The sequence below is a fragment of the Pseudarthrobacter sp. J1763 genome (assembly GCF_050490295.1).
GTDB lineage: Bacteria > Actinomycetota > Actinomycetes > Actinomycetales > Micrococcaceae > JBNPEO01.
In genome coordinates, this window is the sequence record NZ_JBNPEN010000006.1 from 24,855 (window position 1) to 38,641 (window position 13,787).

At 58.2% G+C, this 13,787-nt stretch carries 11 protein-coding genes; 8 read left to right on the forward strand and 3 right to left on the reverse strand.

Going from position 1 to position 13,787, the window contains the following annotated elements:
- The first annotated feature begins 43 nt into the window (after nucleotides 1-43).
- The 3 genes from ACQQCD_RS07580 (at nucleotide 44) to aroQ (ending at nucleotide 3,526) form a co-directional block, all read left to right on the forward strand.
- Nucleotides 44-832, forward strand: coding sequence for a DeoR/GlpR family DNA-binding transcription regulator (locus ACQQCD_RS07580; RefSeq protein ID WP_430267792.1), 789 nt, complete (start codon nucleotides 44-46; stop codon nucleotides 830-832).
- 67 nt (nucleotides 833-899) lie between these two features.
- On the forward strand, nucleotides 900-3,056 hold the full coding sequence (locus ACQQCD_RS07585; RefSeq protein WP_430267793.1) for an alpha-galactosidase: 2,157 nt from the start codon (nucleotides 900-902) through the stop codon (nucleotides 3,054-3,056).
- Between the two features lie 5 nt (nucleotides 3,057-3,061).
- On the forward strand, nucleotides 3,062-3,526 hold the full coding sequence (aroQ, locus tag ACQQCD_RS07590; RefSeq protein WP_430267794.1) for a type II 3-dehydroquinate dehydratase: 465 nt from the start codon (nucleotides 3,062-3,064) through the stop codon (nucleotides 3,524-3,526).
- Between the two features lie 29 nt (nucleotides 3,527-3,555).
- Here the strand turns inward: aroQ and ACQQCD_RS07595 are convergent, their stop codons facing one another.
- Nucleotides 3,556-4,572 (reverse strand): LacI family DNA-binding transcriptional regulator, encoded by a 1,017-nt coding sequence (locus ACQQCD_RS07595; protein WP_430267795.1) that lies wholly within the window; start codon nucleotides 4,570-4,572, stop codon nucleotides 3,556-3,558.
- 13 nt (nucleotides 4,573-4,585) lie between these two features.
- Nucleotides 4,586-5,794 carry a Gfo/Idh/MocA family protein gene (locus tag ACQQCD_RS07600; protein ID WP_430267796.1) on the reverse strand — a complete coding sequence of 403 codons (1,209 nt, stop codon included), beginning with the start codon at nucleotides 5,792-5,794 and terminating at the stop codon, nucleotides 4,586-4,588.
- A 189-nt stretch (nucleotides 5,795-5,983) separates the two neighbouring features.
- Between ACQQCD_RS07600 and ACQQCD_RS07605 the strand changes: the two genes are divergently transcribed.
- From ACQQCD_RS07605 to ACQQCD_RS07620, 4 genes are all read left to right on the forward strand, one after another.
- On the forward strand, nucleotides 5,984-6,943 hold the full coding sequence (locus ACQQCD_RS07605) for a carbohydrate ABC transporter permease (protein WP_430267797.1): 960 nt from the start codon (nucleotides 5,984-5,986) through the stop codon (nucleotides 6,941-6,943).
- A 10-nt stretch (nucleotides 6,944-6,953) separates the two neighbouring features.
- The gene (locus ACQQCD_RS07610) at nucleotides 6,954-7,874 is read left to right on the forward strand and encodes a carbohydrate ABC transporter permease (RefSeq protein ID WP_430267798.1); all 921 of its coding nucleotides are present in this window, start codon (nucleotides 6,954-6,956) and stop codon (nucleotides 7,872-7,874) included.
- Between the two features lie 57 nt (nucleotides 7,875-7,931).
- On the forward strand, nucleotides 7,932-9,284 hold the full coding sequence (locus tag ACQQCD_RS07615) for an ABC transporter substrate-binding protein (RefSeq protein ID WP_430267957.1): 1,353 nt from the start codon (nucleotides 7,932-7,934) through the stop codon (nucleotides 9,282-9,284).
- Nucleotides 9,285-9,396: 112 nt separating this feature from the next.
- On the forward strand, nucleotides 9,397-11,604 hold the full coding sequence (locus ACQQCD_RS07620; protein ID WP_430267799.1) for an alpha-galactosidase: 2,208 nt from the start codon (nucleotides 9,397-9,399) through the stop codon (nucleotides 11,602-11,604).
- A 125-nt stretch (nucleotides 11,605-11,729) separates the two neighbouring features.
- Here ACQQCD_RS07620 and ACQQCD_RS07625 read toward each other — a convergent pair whose 3' ends face one another.
- Complete coding sequence (locus ACQQCD_RS07625) at nucleotides 11,730-12,914, reverse strand: MarP family serine protease (protein ID WP_430267800.1); 1,185 nt, start codon at nucleotides 12,912-12,914, stop codon at nucleotides 11,730-11,732.
- Between the two features lie 171 nt (nucleotides 12,915-13,085).
- Between ACQQCD_RS07625 and ACQQCD_RS07630 the strand changes: the two genes are divergently transcribed.
- The gene (locus tag ACQQCD_RS07630; RefSeq protein ID WP_430267801.1) at nucleotides 13,086-13,763 is read left to right on the forward strand and encodes a Crp/Fnr family transcriptional regulator; all 678 of its coding nucleotides are present in this window, start codon (nucleotides 13,086-13,088) and stop codon (nucleotides 13,761-13,763) included.
- Nucleotides 13,764-13,787: the final 24 nt, after the last annotated feature.

Sequence of the window (13,787 nt, forward strand, 5' to 3'; positions counted from 1 at the left end):
AGGCTTTGGTTGAGACTTCATCAGCTTTTCGAAAGGGACTCTTATGCTTCCGGCGGCCCGCCACCAGGCCATTCTTGACTCCGTTCGACGCGAACGGATCATGCGTGTGGCCGATCTTGCCGAGTTATTGGGCGTTTCGCCGATGACTGTGCGCCGAGACATTGATTCCCTGAGCGACGCCGGCTTGTTGGAGCGCATTCACGGCGGAGCCAAAATTCCGGGCCCCACTGGCACCCATGAGCCCGGCTTTGAACTCAAATCCACTCAAAACACCGCCGAGAAGGACGCCATCGCCGCAGAAGCTGCCAGCCTGGTGCACGAAGGTATGGCTGTGGGTTTGAGCGCTGGAACCACCACCTTTGCTTTGGCCAAACGTCTTGCTTTGGGTCCGCAGATCACCGTGGTGACCAACTCGGTGCGGATCGCAGATGTTTTTTACAGCAGCGCTGGCGACTCAAGTGCCACTACGGTGATTTTGATCGGGGGCCAGCGGACGCCGTCGGACGCCTTGGTTGGTCCTATTGCCACTGCTGCACTCAAGCAAGTCCATCTGGACATGTTGTTTATGGGTGTTCACGGTATGGACTCACGCGCCGGATTCACCACACCCAACCTTTTGGAAGCCGAAACGGACAGGGCCATGGTGGACGCCTCACGCGAATTGGTGGTGGTGGCGGACCACACCAAGTGGGGAACGCAGGGCATTAGCACCATTGCCGCACTCGAGGACGCTGATCAAATCATTACGGATTCGGGCTTGGGCGAGAATGCCCGCAATTATTTGGCAACAGCCGTCCGCAAACTACGTGTGGTCAACCCCCTCCAGGGATAACAACGCACCCTAGGGTTTGCCCCAAAGTTTTGCCCCAAAACTTTTTACTCAAAGAGGAGTCTCCCCTATGGAACCGTTGCATCTTCGATCCGCAGGCACCTCAGTGGTGATCGATTTTTCCAATGACCAAGCACAAGTGCTGCACTGGGGCGCGGACCTAGGCAAGAAGCTGCCAGAGCTGGGCATACTGACCGAACCCGTGCCACATTCTTCGCTGGACGTCCCGGTGACGTTGAGCTTGGTTCCGCAAGGTTCTGCCGGTTGGCGCGGCCGCCCGGGTCTGCTGGGGCACACCATCAACGGCGGGCAAAACTTCTCCCCGGCATTCCGCGTCACGGATGCCACGGCCAGTACCGCCGCCTCCACCATCACTCAGGTGGACGCGACTGCCTGCCTTGAGCTGGTATCCACCGTGCGTTTGCACCCCGGCGGTCTACTCGAAGTGACACACCGGCTCACCAACCAAGGCCCAGATGCGTACTCCTTGGAGCAATTGGCTGTGCAATTACCGGTGCCTGGGATGGCCACCGAGCTCTTGGATCTGACCGGACGCTGGTGCCGGGAACGTCACCCGCAACGGCGCGCCATCACGCAGGGAACTTGGGTTCGCAGTGGCCGCCACGGCCGCACCGGTCACGATTCGTCACTGATTATGGCCGCGGGAACACCCGGTTTCTCCCACGAGCAGGGGCAAGTGTGGGCTGTTCACTTTGCGTGGAGCGGCAACCATGAAGAGTTCTGCGACACGGCAGCAGATGGCCGCACTGTTCTTGGCGCAGCCGAGTTGCTGGGCCCCGGCGAAGTGACACTTGCTCCCGGGGAGAGCTACACCACTCCGGCAATGTTCGCTGCGTACTCTGAGAGTGGGCTCAACGGGATCTCCCGCCGCTTCTACGATTGGTTCCGCGCTCGCGACCACCATGTGGGTGCTTGGCCTGACGGCCGCGCGCGCCCCCGGCCCGCCGTGCTAAACGTGTGGGAGGCCGTCTATTTTGATCACAACCTTGAGAAACTAACCGCTTTGGCACAGACCGCTTCCGAGGTGGGCATTGAGCGTTTTGTGCTCGACGACGGCTGGTTCCGTGGCCGCCGTGACGATTCCGCAGGGTTGGGCGACTGGTTTGTTGACGAGGGCGTGTGGCCGGATGGACTGACGCCGTTGATCAATGAGGTCAGCAGCCGGGGTATGGAGTTTGGCCTGTGGGTGGAGCCGGAAATGGTGAACCTGAATTCTGATCTGATCCGTGCGCACCCGGACTGGGTGGCAGGGCCGTATACCTCCGGTTCCGGTGCCCGTTTGCCGCTTGAGTGGCGCCAGCAACACGTTCTGGACCTGGTGAACCCGGAGGCCTGGCAGTACATTTTTGACCGGCTGGATGCGCTCTTGACCGAGTACAACATCAGTTACCTCAAATGGGATCAAAACCGTGACCTGATTGAGCACGGCCATGCTGGAAGTCCCTCGGTGCACGAGCAAACCTTGGCCGTATACCGGCTTCTAGACGCCTTGCGTGCCGCGCACCCCGGAGTGGAAATTGAGAGCTGCTCCTCCGGCGGCGCGCGTGTGGACTTGGAGATTTTGGAGCACACGGACCGGATCTGGACTTCAGATTGCAATGACGCCTTGGAACGTCAAACGATTCAGGCGTGGACGCAGCTGGTGGTTCCGCCGGAACTCGTGGGTTCGCATGTTGGCCCCACCCAGTCCCACACCACGGCGCGAACTCATAGCCTCGCGTTCCGCGCCATCACGGCCCTCTTCGGTCACTTTGGCCTCGAATGGGACATCAGCACCCTGGACTGTGCCTCACGTGCCGAGCTCGCCTTCGCAATTGCGCTCTACAAAAAGCACCGGGCGCTAATCCACTCCGGCGACCGCGTCTACACCGACGCGCACCAAACAGATCTCAACGTTTACGGAGTTGCAGCCCGTGGCGGCCGCCAGGCGCTCTTTGCAGTAGTCAGCACTACGACGGCGGAAGCCGAGCAACCGGGGAGGGTTCAATTCCCTGGGCTTGACCCGGAGCGCGAGTACCGCGTGCGTGCGGTGTATCCGCGGGCAGAGGACGGTAGTTTCGCCGCACTCAGTACCCAGCGCACCGCTCCGGCGTGGTTCGCTCAAGGTGCCACGGCCAGCGGTAGGTTCCTCGGCGCCGTCGGGCTTCCGGCACCGATCTTGAACCCGGAACAGGGCTTTGTGGTGGAAATTCGTGGGCTAGATTAGTAGCCATGACTGACTCCACCCGCTCGCGCGGCACCATCCTGGTTGTTAACGGCCCTAACCTGAACCTTCTTGGCACCCGGGAACCTCAGCTCTATGGTTCAGCAACTTTGGAGGATGTGGAGCAGCTCGCCATTGATACGGCGGAGCGTCACGGGTTCACCGCAGATTGTGTGCAGTCCAACCACGAAGGCGACCTGCTCGATGCGATCCACGACGCCCGGCAGAACGCCGTGGGCATTGTGATCAACGCCGGAGCGTTCACGCACACATCCGTGGCACTGCGTGACGCGATCGCTGGGGTGTCACTTCCCGCGGTAGAAGTTCACATCACCAATGTGCACAAGCGCGAGGAATTCCGGCATCACTCCTACTTGTCCCCGGTGTGCGAAGCAGTGATTGTGGGCGCCGGCGTGACTGGATACCGGCTCGCCATTGAATACCTTGCGGACTCACTCCCCCTGAGTGAATAAGCAAACAGTGGCCTGGACGGCGGGCGGGCCTAATTGCAGCCGCAAGATCCGCCGATCCGTAGTCGGGTGGGAAAGACATGGCGAATCGTTTGATGGTCATTACGGAAGTCTAGGAGTGCCTTGACGGCAGCTTCACCCATTTCTTGCACGGGTTGGGCCACCGTGGTCAGTGGCGGCCAACTAAAGTCGGCGTCCAGCGTTCCGTCAAATGAAACCACCGCCATATCTTCAGGAACTGAGAGCCCGGCTTTGTGCAGGGCATTCAGGAGACCCACGGCCTGAACATCGGAACTAACAAAAACTGCGGTGGGCCGGTTGGGCTCGGCAAGTATTTGCGCGGCAGCTTCAGCCCCACCAGCCAAGGTGAAGGTGCGGAGCGCCACTGGCCCTTCGGCCAGCCCAGCATCAGTGAGTGCGTCACGCCATCCAAAGAAGCGATCGTCCATGGTGCCAGACTTGTGGATGCCCACGCACAAAGCGATGTTCGTGTGGCCGTGACCAATCAGGTGCTCTACTGCTAACCGTGCACCGCCAGGTAGGTCAACACCGATGGTGCTAAAACCCGGGGCTTCCCGGGCGAAATTCAGCAACACACAAGGTATTTCGGCAGCGGCAAGATCGGCCAAATCCGGTTCGTCCAGAGTGGGAAACAACACCACTCCGTCGACCTGCCGGGCCGCAAAATTACGGACCAGCACCCTTTCCCGGTCCGCGTTACTGCCAGAATTTCCCAACAAAAGCGAGTAACCCTGAGCAGCAGCCGCTTCTTCCACGGCGTGGGCAAACAGGGCGAAGAATGGGTTGAAGTTATCCGGCATAACCAGCCCAATTGTCTGGCTCGAGCCCAACTTGAGCGCCCTCGCCACGGCGTTGGGCCGGTAACCCAACTCGCGAATGGCGTCTTTAACCCTCGCTTCGGTGGCCGGGGCCACTTTTTTGGGCCCGCCGTTAACCACGTAAGAAACCACCGCGGTGCTCACCCCCGCACGCTTGGCGACTTCCTTACGGGTCACCGAGGAGCGAGCGGCGGGGGTGTTAACGGTCATAAGCACAATGCTACTAAGAGGTAGCCAGCTGCGGGGCATCCCCAAAGTCCCGGATGGCGAGGCGCTCCCCGCCACGCAAAGCCGACTCGTGAGCCACAATGCCTGGAAGCGTAAAACGGGCCGCTGTCCAAGCATTCACAGGCGGGATCACGCCATAGTTCACTGCAGTGACAAAATCATCCACCAAGAATTGATGGCTGCCCTCGTGGCCGTTGGGTGCGTGGTTGAATTCGGCAGGCAAACGCGACGGATCGTGAACAGGGGCCAGGCCGGAGACAAAGGCATCACGTAGTTCCGGAGCTACATCCGCCAGTGAAGGATCATCTAGCGAGATGCTCGGCCGAGTGAGAACCTGCTCCGAAATGTCATAGACACCTTCTTTGTCCTGCCAAACGGTGGTGGTGGCCAGCTGCTCGAAGCTCGCTTCGGTACCAAAAAACCTGAACCGGGACTCACGGATGTGGGACGGGTAACCCACGCGACGCATTTCATTGGTGCGCATGGCACCGCCGTCGTTCATTTCAAAAAGTGCCGTGGCGTTGGAGAAATCGTTGTTGAACATACTGATGTCCTTGTTAAAGACGCCGTCGCCCCGATCATCCTTCACACCAATGCAGCTCACGCTGACCGCGTAGCCACCGATTGCGCCGAGAACTCCGCCGATTGCATGAGTGGGGTAGAGCATAGGCGGGTAGCTCGCGGTGGCCTTCCAGTTCTCGCCCCCGCTGTACTGGTACGCGTCATAGAAGCCGAGGTCCATGTCATGGACGTAATCGCCTTCTGAGTAGAAAATACGTCCAAACTTCCCGGCAGCGCGCTGATTGCGGGCGTGCACGGTGGCGGGGTTGTAGTAGCTGGTTTCGCCCATCATGTAAGTCAGGCCGGTCTCACGTACTGCTTCGATGATTGCGGCAATTTCGTCTTCACTGATTGCCATGGGGACTGCCGAATAGACATGTTTGCCGGCGCGCAGAGCTTGGACTACCAGGGGTCCATGAGTCCACCGTTGTGTAAAGATGGCGACAGCATCGACGTCGGAGGCCAGCAATTCTTCGAAGCTGGCCATGGTTCCGTCTAGGCCCCACGTCGCTTGTGCTTCGCTTGCACGTTCAGGCAACGAGTCCACCGCGTAGACCTTGGTAACACCAGGGTGGAGCTTAAAGAGATGGGCAAAGTGTCCGCCGAACTGGCCCACGCCGACTACACCGATTGAAAACGTCATTGTTTTTCCTTTTAGAGGCTCGAGGAATCCGATAGCCCAGTGTTTCAGGGGGATCTACTCGAGTCAATCAAAACAACCAAACTAGAAGAAATACTCACAAATATTCACAATCGTTCTTGACGACAACAAATCTACTCGTGTAGATTCACCGGGAGTTGTTAGAAACATCACATCCCCGAAAGGTCAACGATGACCACACTCAGCAAACAGCCTGCCCCCGGGCACGCGGCTGGCGACTTCAAGAAACCCCGTAAACGGGCCAGCCGTCAGGCGGATTTCCGTGGACTGGGCGACCTCAAGATCGCTCTGGTTTTCATCGCCCCGGCAATGATCGGCCTGATCCTCTTCTACTTGGTCCCCACCATTCGAGGTATCTACCTCAGCTTCACGGAGTACAGCATCCTGGGAGATCCCACGTGGATTGGCACCAAAAACTACGAAAAGATCTCTAGGGACCCGCTGTTCTGGAACGCACTGAAGGTCACCGGAGAGTACGTCCTGATCAACATCGTGCTCCAAACCGGGCTCGCCTTGGGGTTAGCCATCTTGATGCAGCGGGTGGCCAAATCCACCATTATTCGCGGGGCACTCCTTATGCCCTACCTGATGGCGAACGTCATCGCAGCGCTCTTGTGGTTCTGGATGCTGGACTACCAAATCGGCATCATCAACCAGATCATCGAATGGCTGGGCCTGCCCCGCGTCGCCTTCTTCGGAAGTGAGCAATGGGCCATCCCTACCCAAGCGCTCATCAATACATGGCGGCACATGGGCTACACGGCCCTGTTGATTTTCGCCGGGCTTCAAGCTATCCCTGCCACGGTTTACGAGGCAGCCAGCATAGACGGATCCAAAGCGTGGAGTACGTTCTGGCGGATCACGATGCCACTCTTGCGCCCCGTTTTGGTTCTAGTCCTGGTAGTAACAGTGATCGGCTCCTTCCAGGTCTTTGACACCGTTGCCGTCACCACCGCCGGCGGCCCCGTCAACGCCACCCGCGTACTCCAGTTCTACATCTTCCAGCGCGCTTTCAACGAGCAAGACTTCGGCTACGGTTCCGCGCTCGCCGTCATCCTCTTCGTTATCCTCGCCATCGTTGCCTTTATCCAGATGAAGTTCCTCCGTGGCAACCAGTCAGACCTGGACTAAGGACACTCCCATGACAACTGCTACATCCTCCAAAACGGCGATCCGCCGTCGTAAAAAACCGTTTAGCTGGCGCACCGCAGGCCTGTGGGTACTTCTGGGCATCGCAGTAGCGGTCAGTGTATTGCCTTTCTACTGGGTCATCCGCACGGCACTGTCCACCAATGGCTCGCTCGCCGCCAACTCGGCAAGCCTCTTGCCAGCAGACTTCAACTTAGGCGCATTCAAACGAGTCTTCGGCTTGCAGTCCGCGGAAGAAGCAATCGCTGAAGGTGGCTCCGGAGCGTCCATCAATTTTTGGCAGTACCTCTGGAACTCGCTACTTTTCTCCACTGTCACCACCGCGGCGGCTGTTTTCTTCAGCTCCCTCGCAGCCTATGCTTTCTCCCGTTTGCGGTGGAAGGGCAGGGACTTTGTGTTCTCACTCTTCCTGGCCACCATGCTGGTTCCACCGATCTTCACGGCGCTACCCAACTTCCTTTTGGTAAAGAACCTAGGCCTGCTCAACACCATGCTGGGTTTGGTACTGCCATACCTCTTTATGACACCGTTCGCCATCTTCTTTATGCGCCAGTTCTTTCTGAATATGTCTCGTGAAGTTGAAGAGGCAGCCATGTTGGACGGTGCAAAGCACTTCCGAATGTTCTTCCAGATCGTGTTGCCGAACGCCGCAGCACCGCTGGCCACTCTGGCCTTGCTGACATTTATGGGTCAGTGGAACGAATACTTCTGGCCACTGTTGGTGGGCACCACCGAGGACACTCGAGTGCTAACCGTGGGCCTGGGTGTTTTCAAGTCTCAGTCCCCGCAAGGATCCCCCGACTGGTCCGGCCTGATGGCCGCCACTCTCGTTTCGGCAACACCTGTGCTGATTTTGTTCTCGATCTTTGGCAAGAAAATTGTGAACTCGATCGGCTTCAGCGGAACCAAATAACTACTTTCTATTCCCGACCCACAGTAAAAAAATCGCACACCTTAAGGACTCAAAGTGATCAAAAATAAAGTACTCGGCACCGTCGCCGTTGCTGTAGCTGCAGCTCTTGCTCTCTCCGCATGTGGCGGCGGTAGTAGCGGCAGCACGGATAGCGCTAAAGGTGAAGTCAGCTACTGGCTCTGGGACGCCAACCAGCTCCCGGCCTACAAACAGTGCGCTGCTGACTTCACCAAGGCCAACCCAGATGTCACAGTGAAGATTACCCAAACTGGCTGGGATGACTACTGGGGCAAACTCACCAACGGTATGGCCTCCGGTACCGCCCCCGATGTTTTCACAAACCATCTGGGCAAGTACCCGGAATTCGTTAAGACCAAGCAGCTTGTGGCACTCGATGACGCTGTAGCCGCTGACAAAGTTGACCTCACCAAGTACAACGAGGGCCTGGCAGATCTGTGGGTAGGCCAGGACGGCAAGCGCTATGGTCTCCCCAAAGACTGGGACACCGTTGGCTTGTTCTACAACAAGAAAATGACTGCCGCAGCCGGGCTCACAGCTGAGCAAATGGCATCACTGACGTGGAACCCCACCGATGGCGGTACCTATGAGAAGGCCATTGCCCACTTGACCGTGGACAAGAGCGGTAAACGAGGCGACGAGGCCGGCTTCGACAAAAACAATGTTGCCGTTTACGGCATGGGGCTTTCCGGCTCTGGCGCCGAGAATGCTGGTCAAACTCAGTGGAGCTTCCTCGCGGCAACGACGGGTTGGACCACCACTGACAAGAACCCTTGGGGCACCCACTACAACTACGATGACAAGCGCATTCAGGACACCATCGCTTGGTGGTCCGGCTTGGCAACAAAAGGCTTTATGCCCAAGCTAGAAACCACCATTGGCGCCAGCACTTCGGATAACTTCGGAGCCGGCAAGGCCGCCATTAACGCCAATGGTTCGTGGATGACCGGACAATACACCAGCTACAAGGGAATCGAGACGGGAATTGCGCCCACCCCGATCGGTGTAGATGGCAAACGTTCCTCGATGTTCAACGGCCTCGCTGACTCTGTCTGGGCTGGCACCAAAAAGAAGGAAGCCGCCATTAAATGGGTTGAATACTTGGCCAGTTCAGATTGCCAGGATGTTGTAGCCAGCAAGGCTGTAGTCTTCCCGGCCATCAAGACCTCCTCGGATAAGGCAGCGGCAGCATTCAAGGCTAAGGGCACTGACGTTAGTGCCTTCACCCAGCACGTCAAGGACAAAACCACGTTCCTGTTGCCCATCACCGATAACGCCGCAAAAGTCTCCGGTATTTTGAAGCCCGCAATGGATGCAGTGGTTTCTGGCAAGGAGCCGGCGAGTTCACTGACTGCTGCTAACGATCAGGTTAACGAACTGTTCGCCAAGTAGTAGTTTCACCGCTTGACCTCTCGTGGCCCGCCCACTTGCTCATAAAAGTGAGCGGGCGGGCCACGTTCCACTTTGCCTCGACTGTTACAACGTTCCTTTTGAAAGAGACTCCATGGTTTCCCCGCACCCGCGACCGTTATATCTGCGCTCCGCCGGTACTAGCCTCCTACTCGCCTTCCACACGGGCGAAGCCCAGATCGTCCATTGGGGCGCCGATTTGGGCGAGGTGTTGCCGGATCTAGAACTTCTGCGTCCTCCTATCCCCCACTCGGCCTTTGACACGCCTGTGGTAGCAGGGCTGGTCCCTCAGCCGTCATCCGGATGGCTGGGCCGTCCGGGTTTGCGCGGTCACCGCGCAAGCGGCACTGCCTTCTCTCCGGCGTTCCAGATTGTCTGGGCAGAATATTCCGACGCCGGCGCTACCGCAGGTCATCCCGCCTCCGCTACTTCCGCGGTTGTCATCCAGGCAGATCCGGAAGCTGGCCTTGAGATCCGAAGCACGATCCGCCTCAACGTGGGTGGGCTCTTGGAACTGTGCCACACGCTGACGAACACGGGCACCAGCGACTACAACCTCGACGAGCTCGCATTGGTGCTCCCTTTACCGAGTCAAGCGACAGAACTTTTAGATCTCACAGGCCGCTGGTGCCGTGAGAACCACCCGCAGCGTCGTTCCATTGAACAGGGGACGTGGGTTCGTTCCGGACGGCACGGCCGCACGGGACACGATTCATCTCTCTTGGTTGCCGCTGGCAGTGCTGGATTCGCTAACCGTTCCGGAAATGTTTGGGCGACACATTTCGGCTGGTCCGGAAACCACGAACAATACCTCGATTCCTTGGGTGATGGCCGGCGGATGCTCGGCGCTTCCGAGCTTTTGGGTTCGGGTGAGCTTTTGCTCGGCCCAGGCACTGAATACACCACCCCCACCCTGTATGCCGCGTACTCAGACCACGGACTGGACGGTGTGACGGAGAGATTTTATGACTGGTTCCGCGCCCGCCCTCACCATGTTGGCACTCAAGGCGCCGAAGGCGGCTCCGGGAAGGCACGTCCTGTGGTGCTCAACACGTGGGAAGCCGTGTACTTTGATCACCGGATTGAGCCACTCATTGAGTTGGCAGAATCGGCGGCGGAGCTCGGCGTCGAACGTTTTGTGCTCGACGACGGATGGTTCCGTGGGCGCCGCGACGATCACGCCGGTTTGGGCGACTGGTACGTTGACGGCACGGTGTGGCCTGAAGGCCTAACACCGCTCATTGATGCCGTAACCAGCCGCGGTATGGAATTTGGCCTGTGGGTTGAACCGGAGATGGTGAACATTAATTCGGAAGTGGTCCGCGCGCACCCTGAGTGGATTGTTGGTCCTTCTTCCACACCGTTTACCGAGGGTGGCCGTTTGCCTATGGAGTGGCGCCACCAGCACATTATTGACCTAGTGAACCCAGAGGCGTGGCAATACATTTTTGAACGGATTAGCGCCTTACTGAGCGAGAACAATATTTCCTACCTCAAGTGGGATCAGAACCGAGACCACACCGAACACGGGCACAACGGCCGGGCTTCAGTTCATCACCAAACCCTTGCCGCCTACCGCTTATTTGATGCGCTCAAAGCGGCCCACCCCAACATTGAAATTGAGTCTTGCTCCTCGGGTGGTGCTCGCGTGGACTTAGGCATTTTGCAGCGCACAGACCGCGTTTGGGCCTCAGATTGCAACGATGCTCTGGAACGTCAGACCATACAACGCTGGACCCAGTCCGTATTGCCGCCGGAGCTGGTGGGTTCACACGTTGGGCCTACCCAAGCTCACACCACGGGGCGCACTCACGGCATCGCCTTCCGTGCCATCACTGCATTGTTTGGGCACTTCGGTATGGAATGGGACATCCGTCAGGCTTCCAACGAGGACCGACAAGTGCTCAAGCGCGTGATCAACATTTACAAGGAACACCGAGGCATGTTGCACTCAGGCGTTCGGGTAAATGCAGATCTTGGTGTGCCAAACCTGCAATTGCACGGTGTGGTATCCCAAGACAAATCGCAGGCACTCTTTGCTGCCGTGGCTCTAGCTTCGCTGGCTGCCGAAGTACCTGGCAGGGCAGGAATTCCCGGTCTCGATCCGAAGCGCACGTACCGGGTTGAAGCACTTCTGCCCAGCGATACTGAAGAGAGCCACGGCGCTTTCGCTCAGATTGAGCCGCCACTCTGGTACCGAAAGGGCTTCACAGCGAGCGGCGCGTTCTTTGCCGAAGTTGGTTTGCCACTACCTGTGCTGCGCCCAGAGCAGGCAATCCTCATCAAGGCAACGTCCGTCTAGTTAGTACTGGCCCGCCTAACTCGCATTTGTTGCTGCTCCACGGGACAGTTGCTGTTCCACGGGACACAGGATCAGCAACAAATGCGAGTTAGCTGGCTGAAACCAGCCAGGCGGCCTAGCAAATGCTACTTTTTGGTGCACTGTCCCGAGGACACGGTGTTTTGCAGTCCGGGAGCTTGGTCAACCACGGGTTGCAGCTGATCCATGGTGATCGCAAACCCCAACGGAGAGTTGCTGCTGGCCTTGGCGAAAACGACGCCGGCAACTTGACCGCCACTGTTCAATAACGGTCCTCCCGAGTTTCCCGGTTGCACGTCGCCGGAGATTTGGTAAATCTGTTCGGCTTGGGGGTTATTGCCGTAAATGTCCGGCACCAAAACGTTGGTGATGCCCTGCACCGAGGCTGGTTTGGATTGGAACGGACCACCGTGGGGGTAACCGGAGAAGGCAGCAGCAGTCCCAGCGCTCAGGTTTTTGGTCATGGCCAGTGGTGCAGCATTCAGTCCTGCAACGTCCAGCACTGCCAAATCATGTTGTGAATCGAAGTAGACCACTCGGCCTTGCAGTGCTCCTCCGCCGGGAACGGCCACCACGGGTTCGTTGACGCCCGCCACTACGTGCGCGTTGGTGACCACCCGGCCAGGGGCTACAACAAAACCCGTGCCAGTTTGGTTTTGACCGCATTGGTACGCGGTTCCGGTGATCTTGAGGACCGATTGCGCTGCGGTATTCAGGGCTGGAGTGTCTGTGCTTTCATTCGGAACAGGGACCGGAACCACCGGCCCAACACCCTCAATGAGTTGCGGAATCCCGTCAGAAATAACAGTGGATCGGAGCTGTGCCAGTGCTGTTTGAACCGGTGTTGGTGTGGCCGAATCAATAAATCGGATCACTTTGGAATCGGCAATTTGCGCCGAAACTAGCGGCACACCAAGCTGCCCAACGCTAAACGCCAGCATGGACATCACCAGAGCGGCAACGGAAACGTTCACCACGCCTCCTGCTAGCCGGTCAAGGGTGCGCAGCGGCTGGACCTTAACGGCACGTCGGATACTGCGGCCAATCGCGGTACCAAGTCCGTGGCCCAAAAGCATCAGTACGACGGCGGTAGCGACGATCGCTGTGAGCCTCCACCCGGAGTCGGTCACCCAACCGCTGACCAAGGGGATGGCCACAAAGGCGGCCGCCGCGCCTGCGGCGAAGCCAGCGAGCCCACCAACTGTGACCAGAAGGCCGTTGCGGAGGCCGTAAATGAGGTAGGAAATGAGCATCAGCACCAAGGCAAGGTCCAAGACCGTCAAACCGAACACTTGAGCTCCTTTATGCAGCGCACCGGCGCAGCGTTGGCCTTTATTCTACCGATGCGAAGCTGTGCTCTGACTGGACGCAAAGCAAAATGGTGCGGCTCAAATGCCAACTTCGTCACATTCATCACAAAATTCTGAAACAATAGCCGGAGCGCCAACTTACAAGGAGAATTCATGGACATCGAGGTACTTCGCCGCGCACCACTGTTCGCCACGCTGGACGACGACGCATTCCGGTTGCTGACGGACGAGCTCACCGAGGTGGACTTGTCTCGCGGCGCATCCGTCTTCCGGGAAGGCGATCAGGGCGATCAGCTGTATTTCATCGTTTCGGGCAAGGTCAAGCTCGGACGTACTTCACCGGACGGACGCGAGTCTTTGCTGGCCATTCTTGGCCCGGGCGAGCTGTTTGGTGAAATGGCACTTTTTGATCCGAGCCCCCGTACCGCTACGGCAACTGCTGTGTCTGAGACGCGCTTGGCCGGATTGCGTAATGACAGCTTGAACGCCTTGCTGCGTACTCGCCCTGAGGTTTCTGCTCAGCTGCTGCAGGCTTTGGCTCGCCGCTTGCGCCGTACCAACGATTCACTCTCTGACTTGGTCTTTTCCGACGTTCCTGGCCGTGTAGCTAAGGCACTGTTGGACTTGGCTGACCGTTTTGGACGTCCGGCAACGGATGGTGTTCTGGTTGCTCACGAGCTCACCCAGGAAGAGTTGGCCCAGCTGGTGGGAGCTTCCCGTGAGACGGTCAACAAGGCCCTGGCTGAGTTTGTGCAGCGCGGCTGGTTGCGTTTGGAAGCACGCGCAGTGGTCATCTTGGACATGCAGCGTTTGCGCCAGCGTTCCCGCTAAAAGTCACCTGGTTGCCGGTGGGAC

Bases quoted from the DNA above. Each gene is read 5' to 3' on its own strand.
- ACQQCD_RS07585 (WP_430267793.1), top strand. From the start codon at position 900: ATGGAACCGTTGCATCTTCGATCCGCAGGCACCTCAGTGGTGATCGAT.
- ACQQCD_RS07595 (WP_430267795.1), bottom strand. From the start codon at position 4,572: ATGACCGTTAACACCCCCGCCGCTCGCTCCTCGGTGACCCGTAAGGAA.
- ACQQCD_RS07605 (WP_430267797.1), top strand. From the start codon at position 5,984: ATGACCACACTCAGCAAACAGCCTGCCCCCGGGCACGCGGCTGGCGAC.
- aroQ (WP_430267794.1), top strand. From the start codon at position 3,062: ATGACTGACTCCACCCGCTCGCGCGGCACCATCCTGGTTGTTAACGGC.
- ACQQCD_RS07620 (WP_430267799.1), top strand. From the start codon at position 9,397: ATGGTTTCCCCGCACCCGCGACCGTTATATCTGCGCTCCGCCGGTACT.
- ACQQCD_RS07610 (WP_430267798.1), top strand. From the start codon at position 6,954: ATGACAACTGCTACATCCTCCAAAACGGCGATCCGCCGTCGTAAAAAA.
- ACQQCD_RS07600 (WP_430267796.1), bottom strand. From the start codon at position 5,794: ATGACGTTTTCAATCGGTGTAGTCGGCGTGGGCCAGTTCGGCGGACAC.
- ACQQCD_RS07630 (WP_430267801.1), top strand. From the start codon at position 13,086: ATGGACATCGAGGTACTTCGCCGCGCACCACTGTTCGCCACGCTGGAC.
- ACQQCD_RS07580 (WP_430267792.1), top strand. From the start codon at position 44: ATGCTTCCGGCGGCCCGCCACCAGGCCATTCTTGACTCCGTTCGACGC.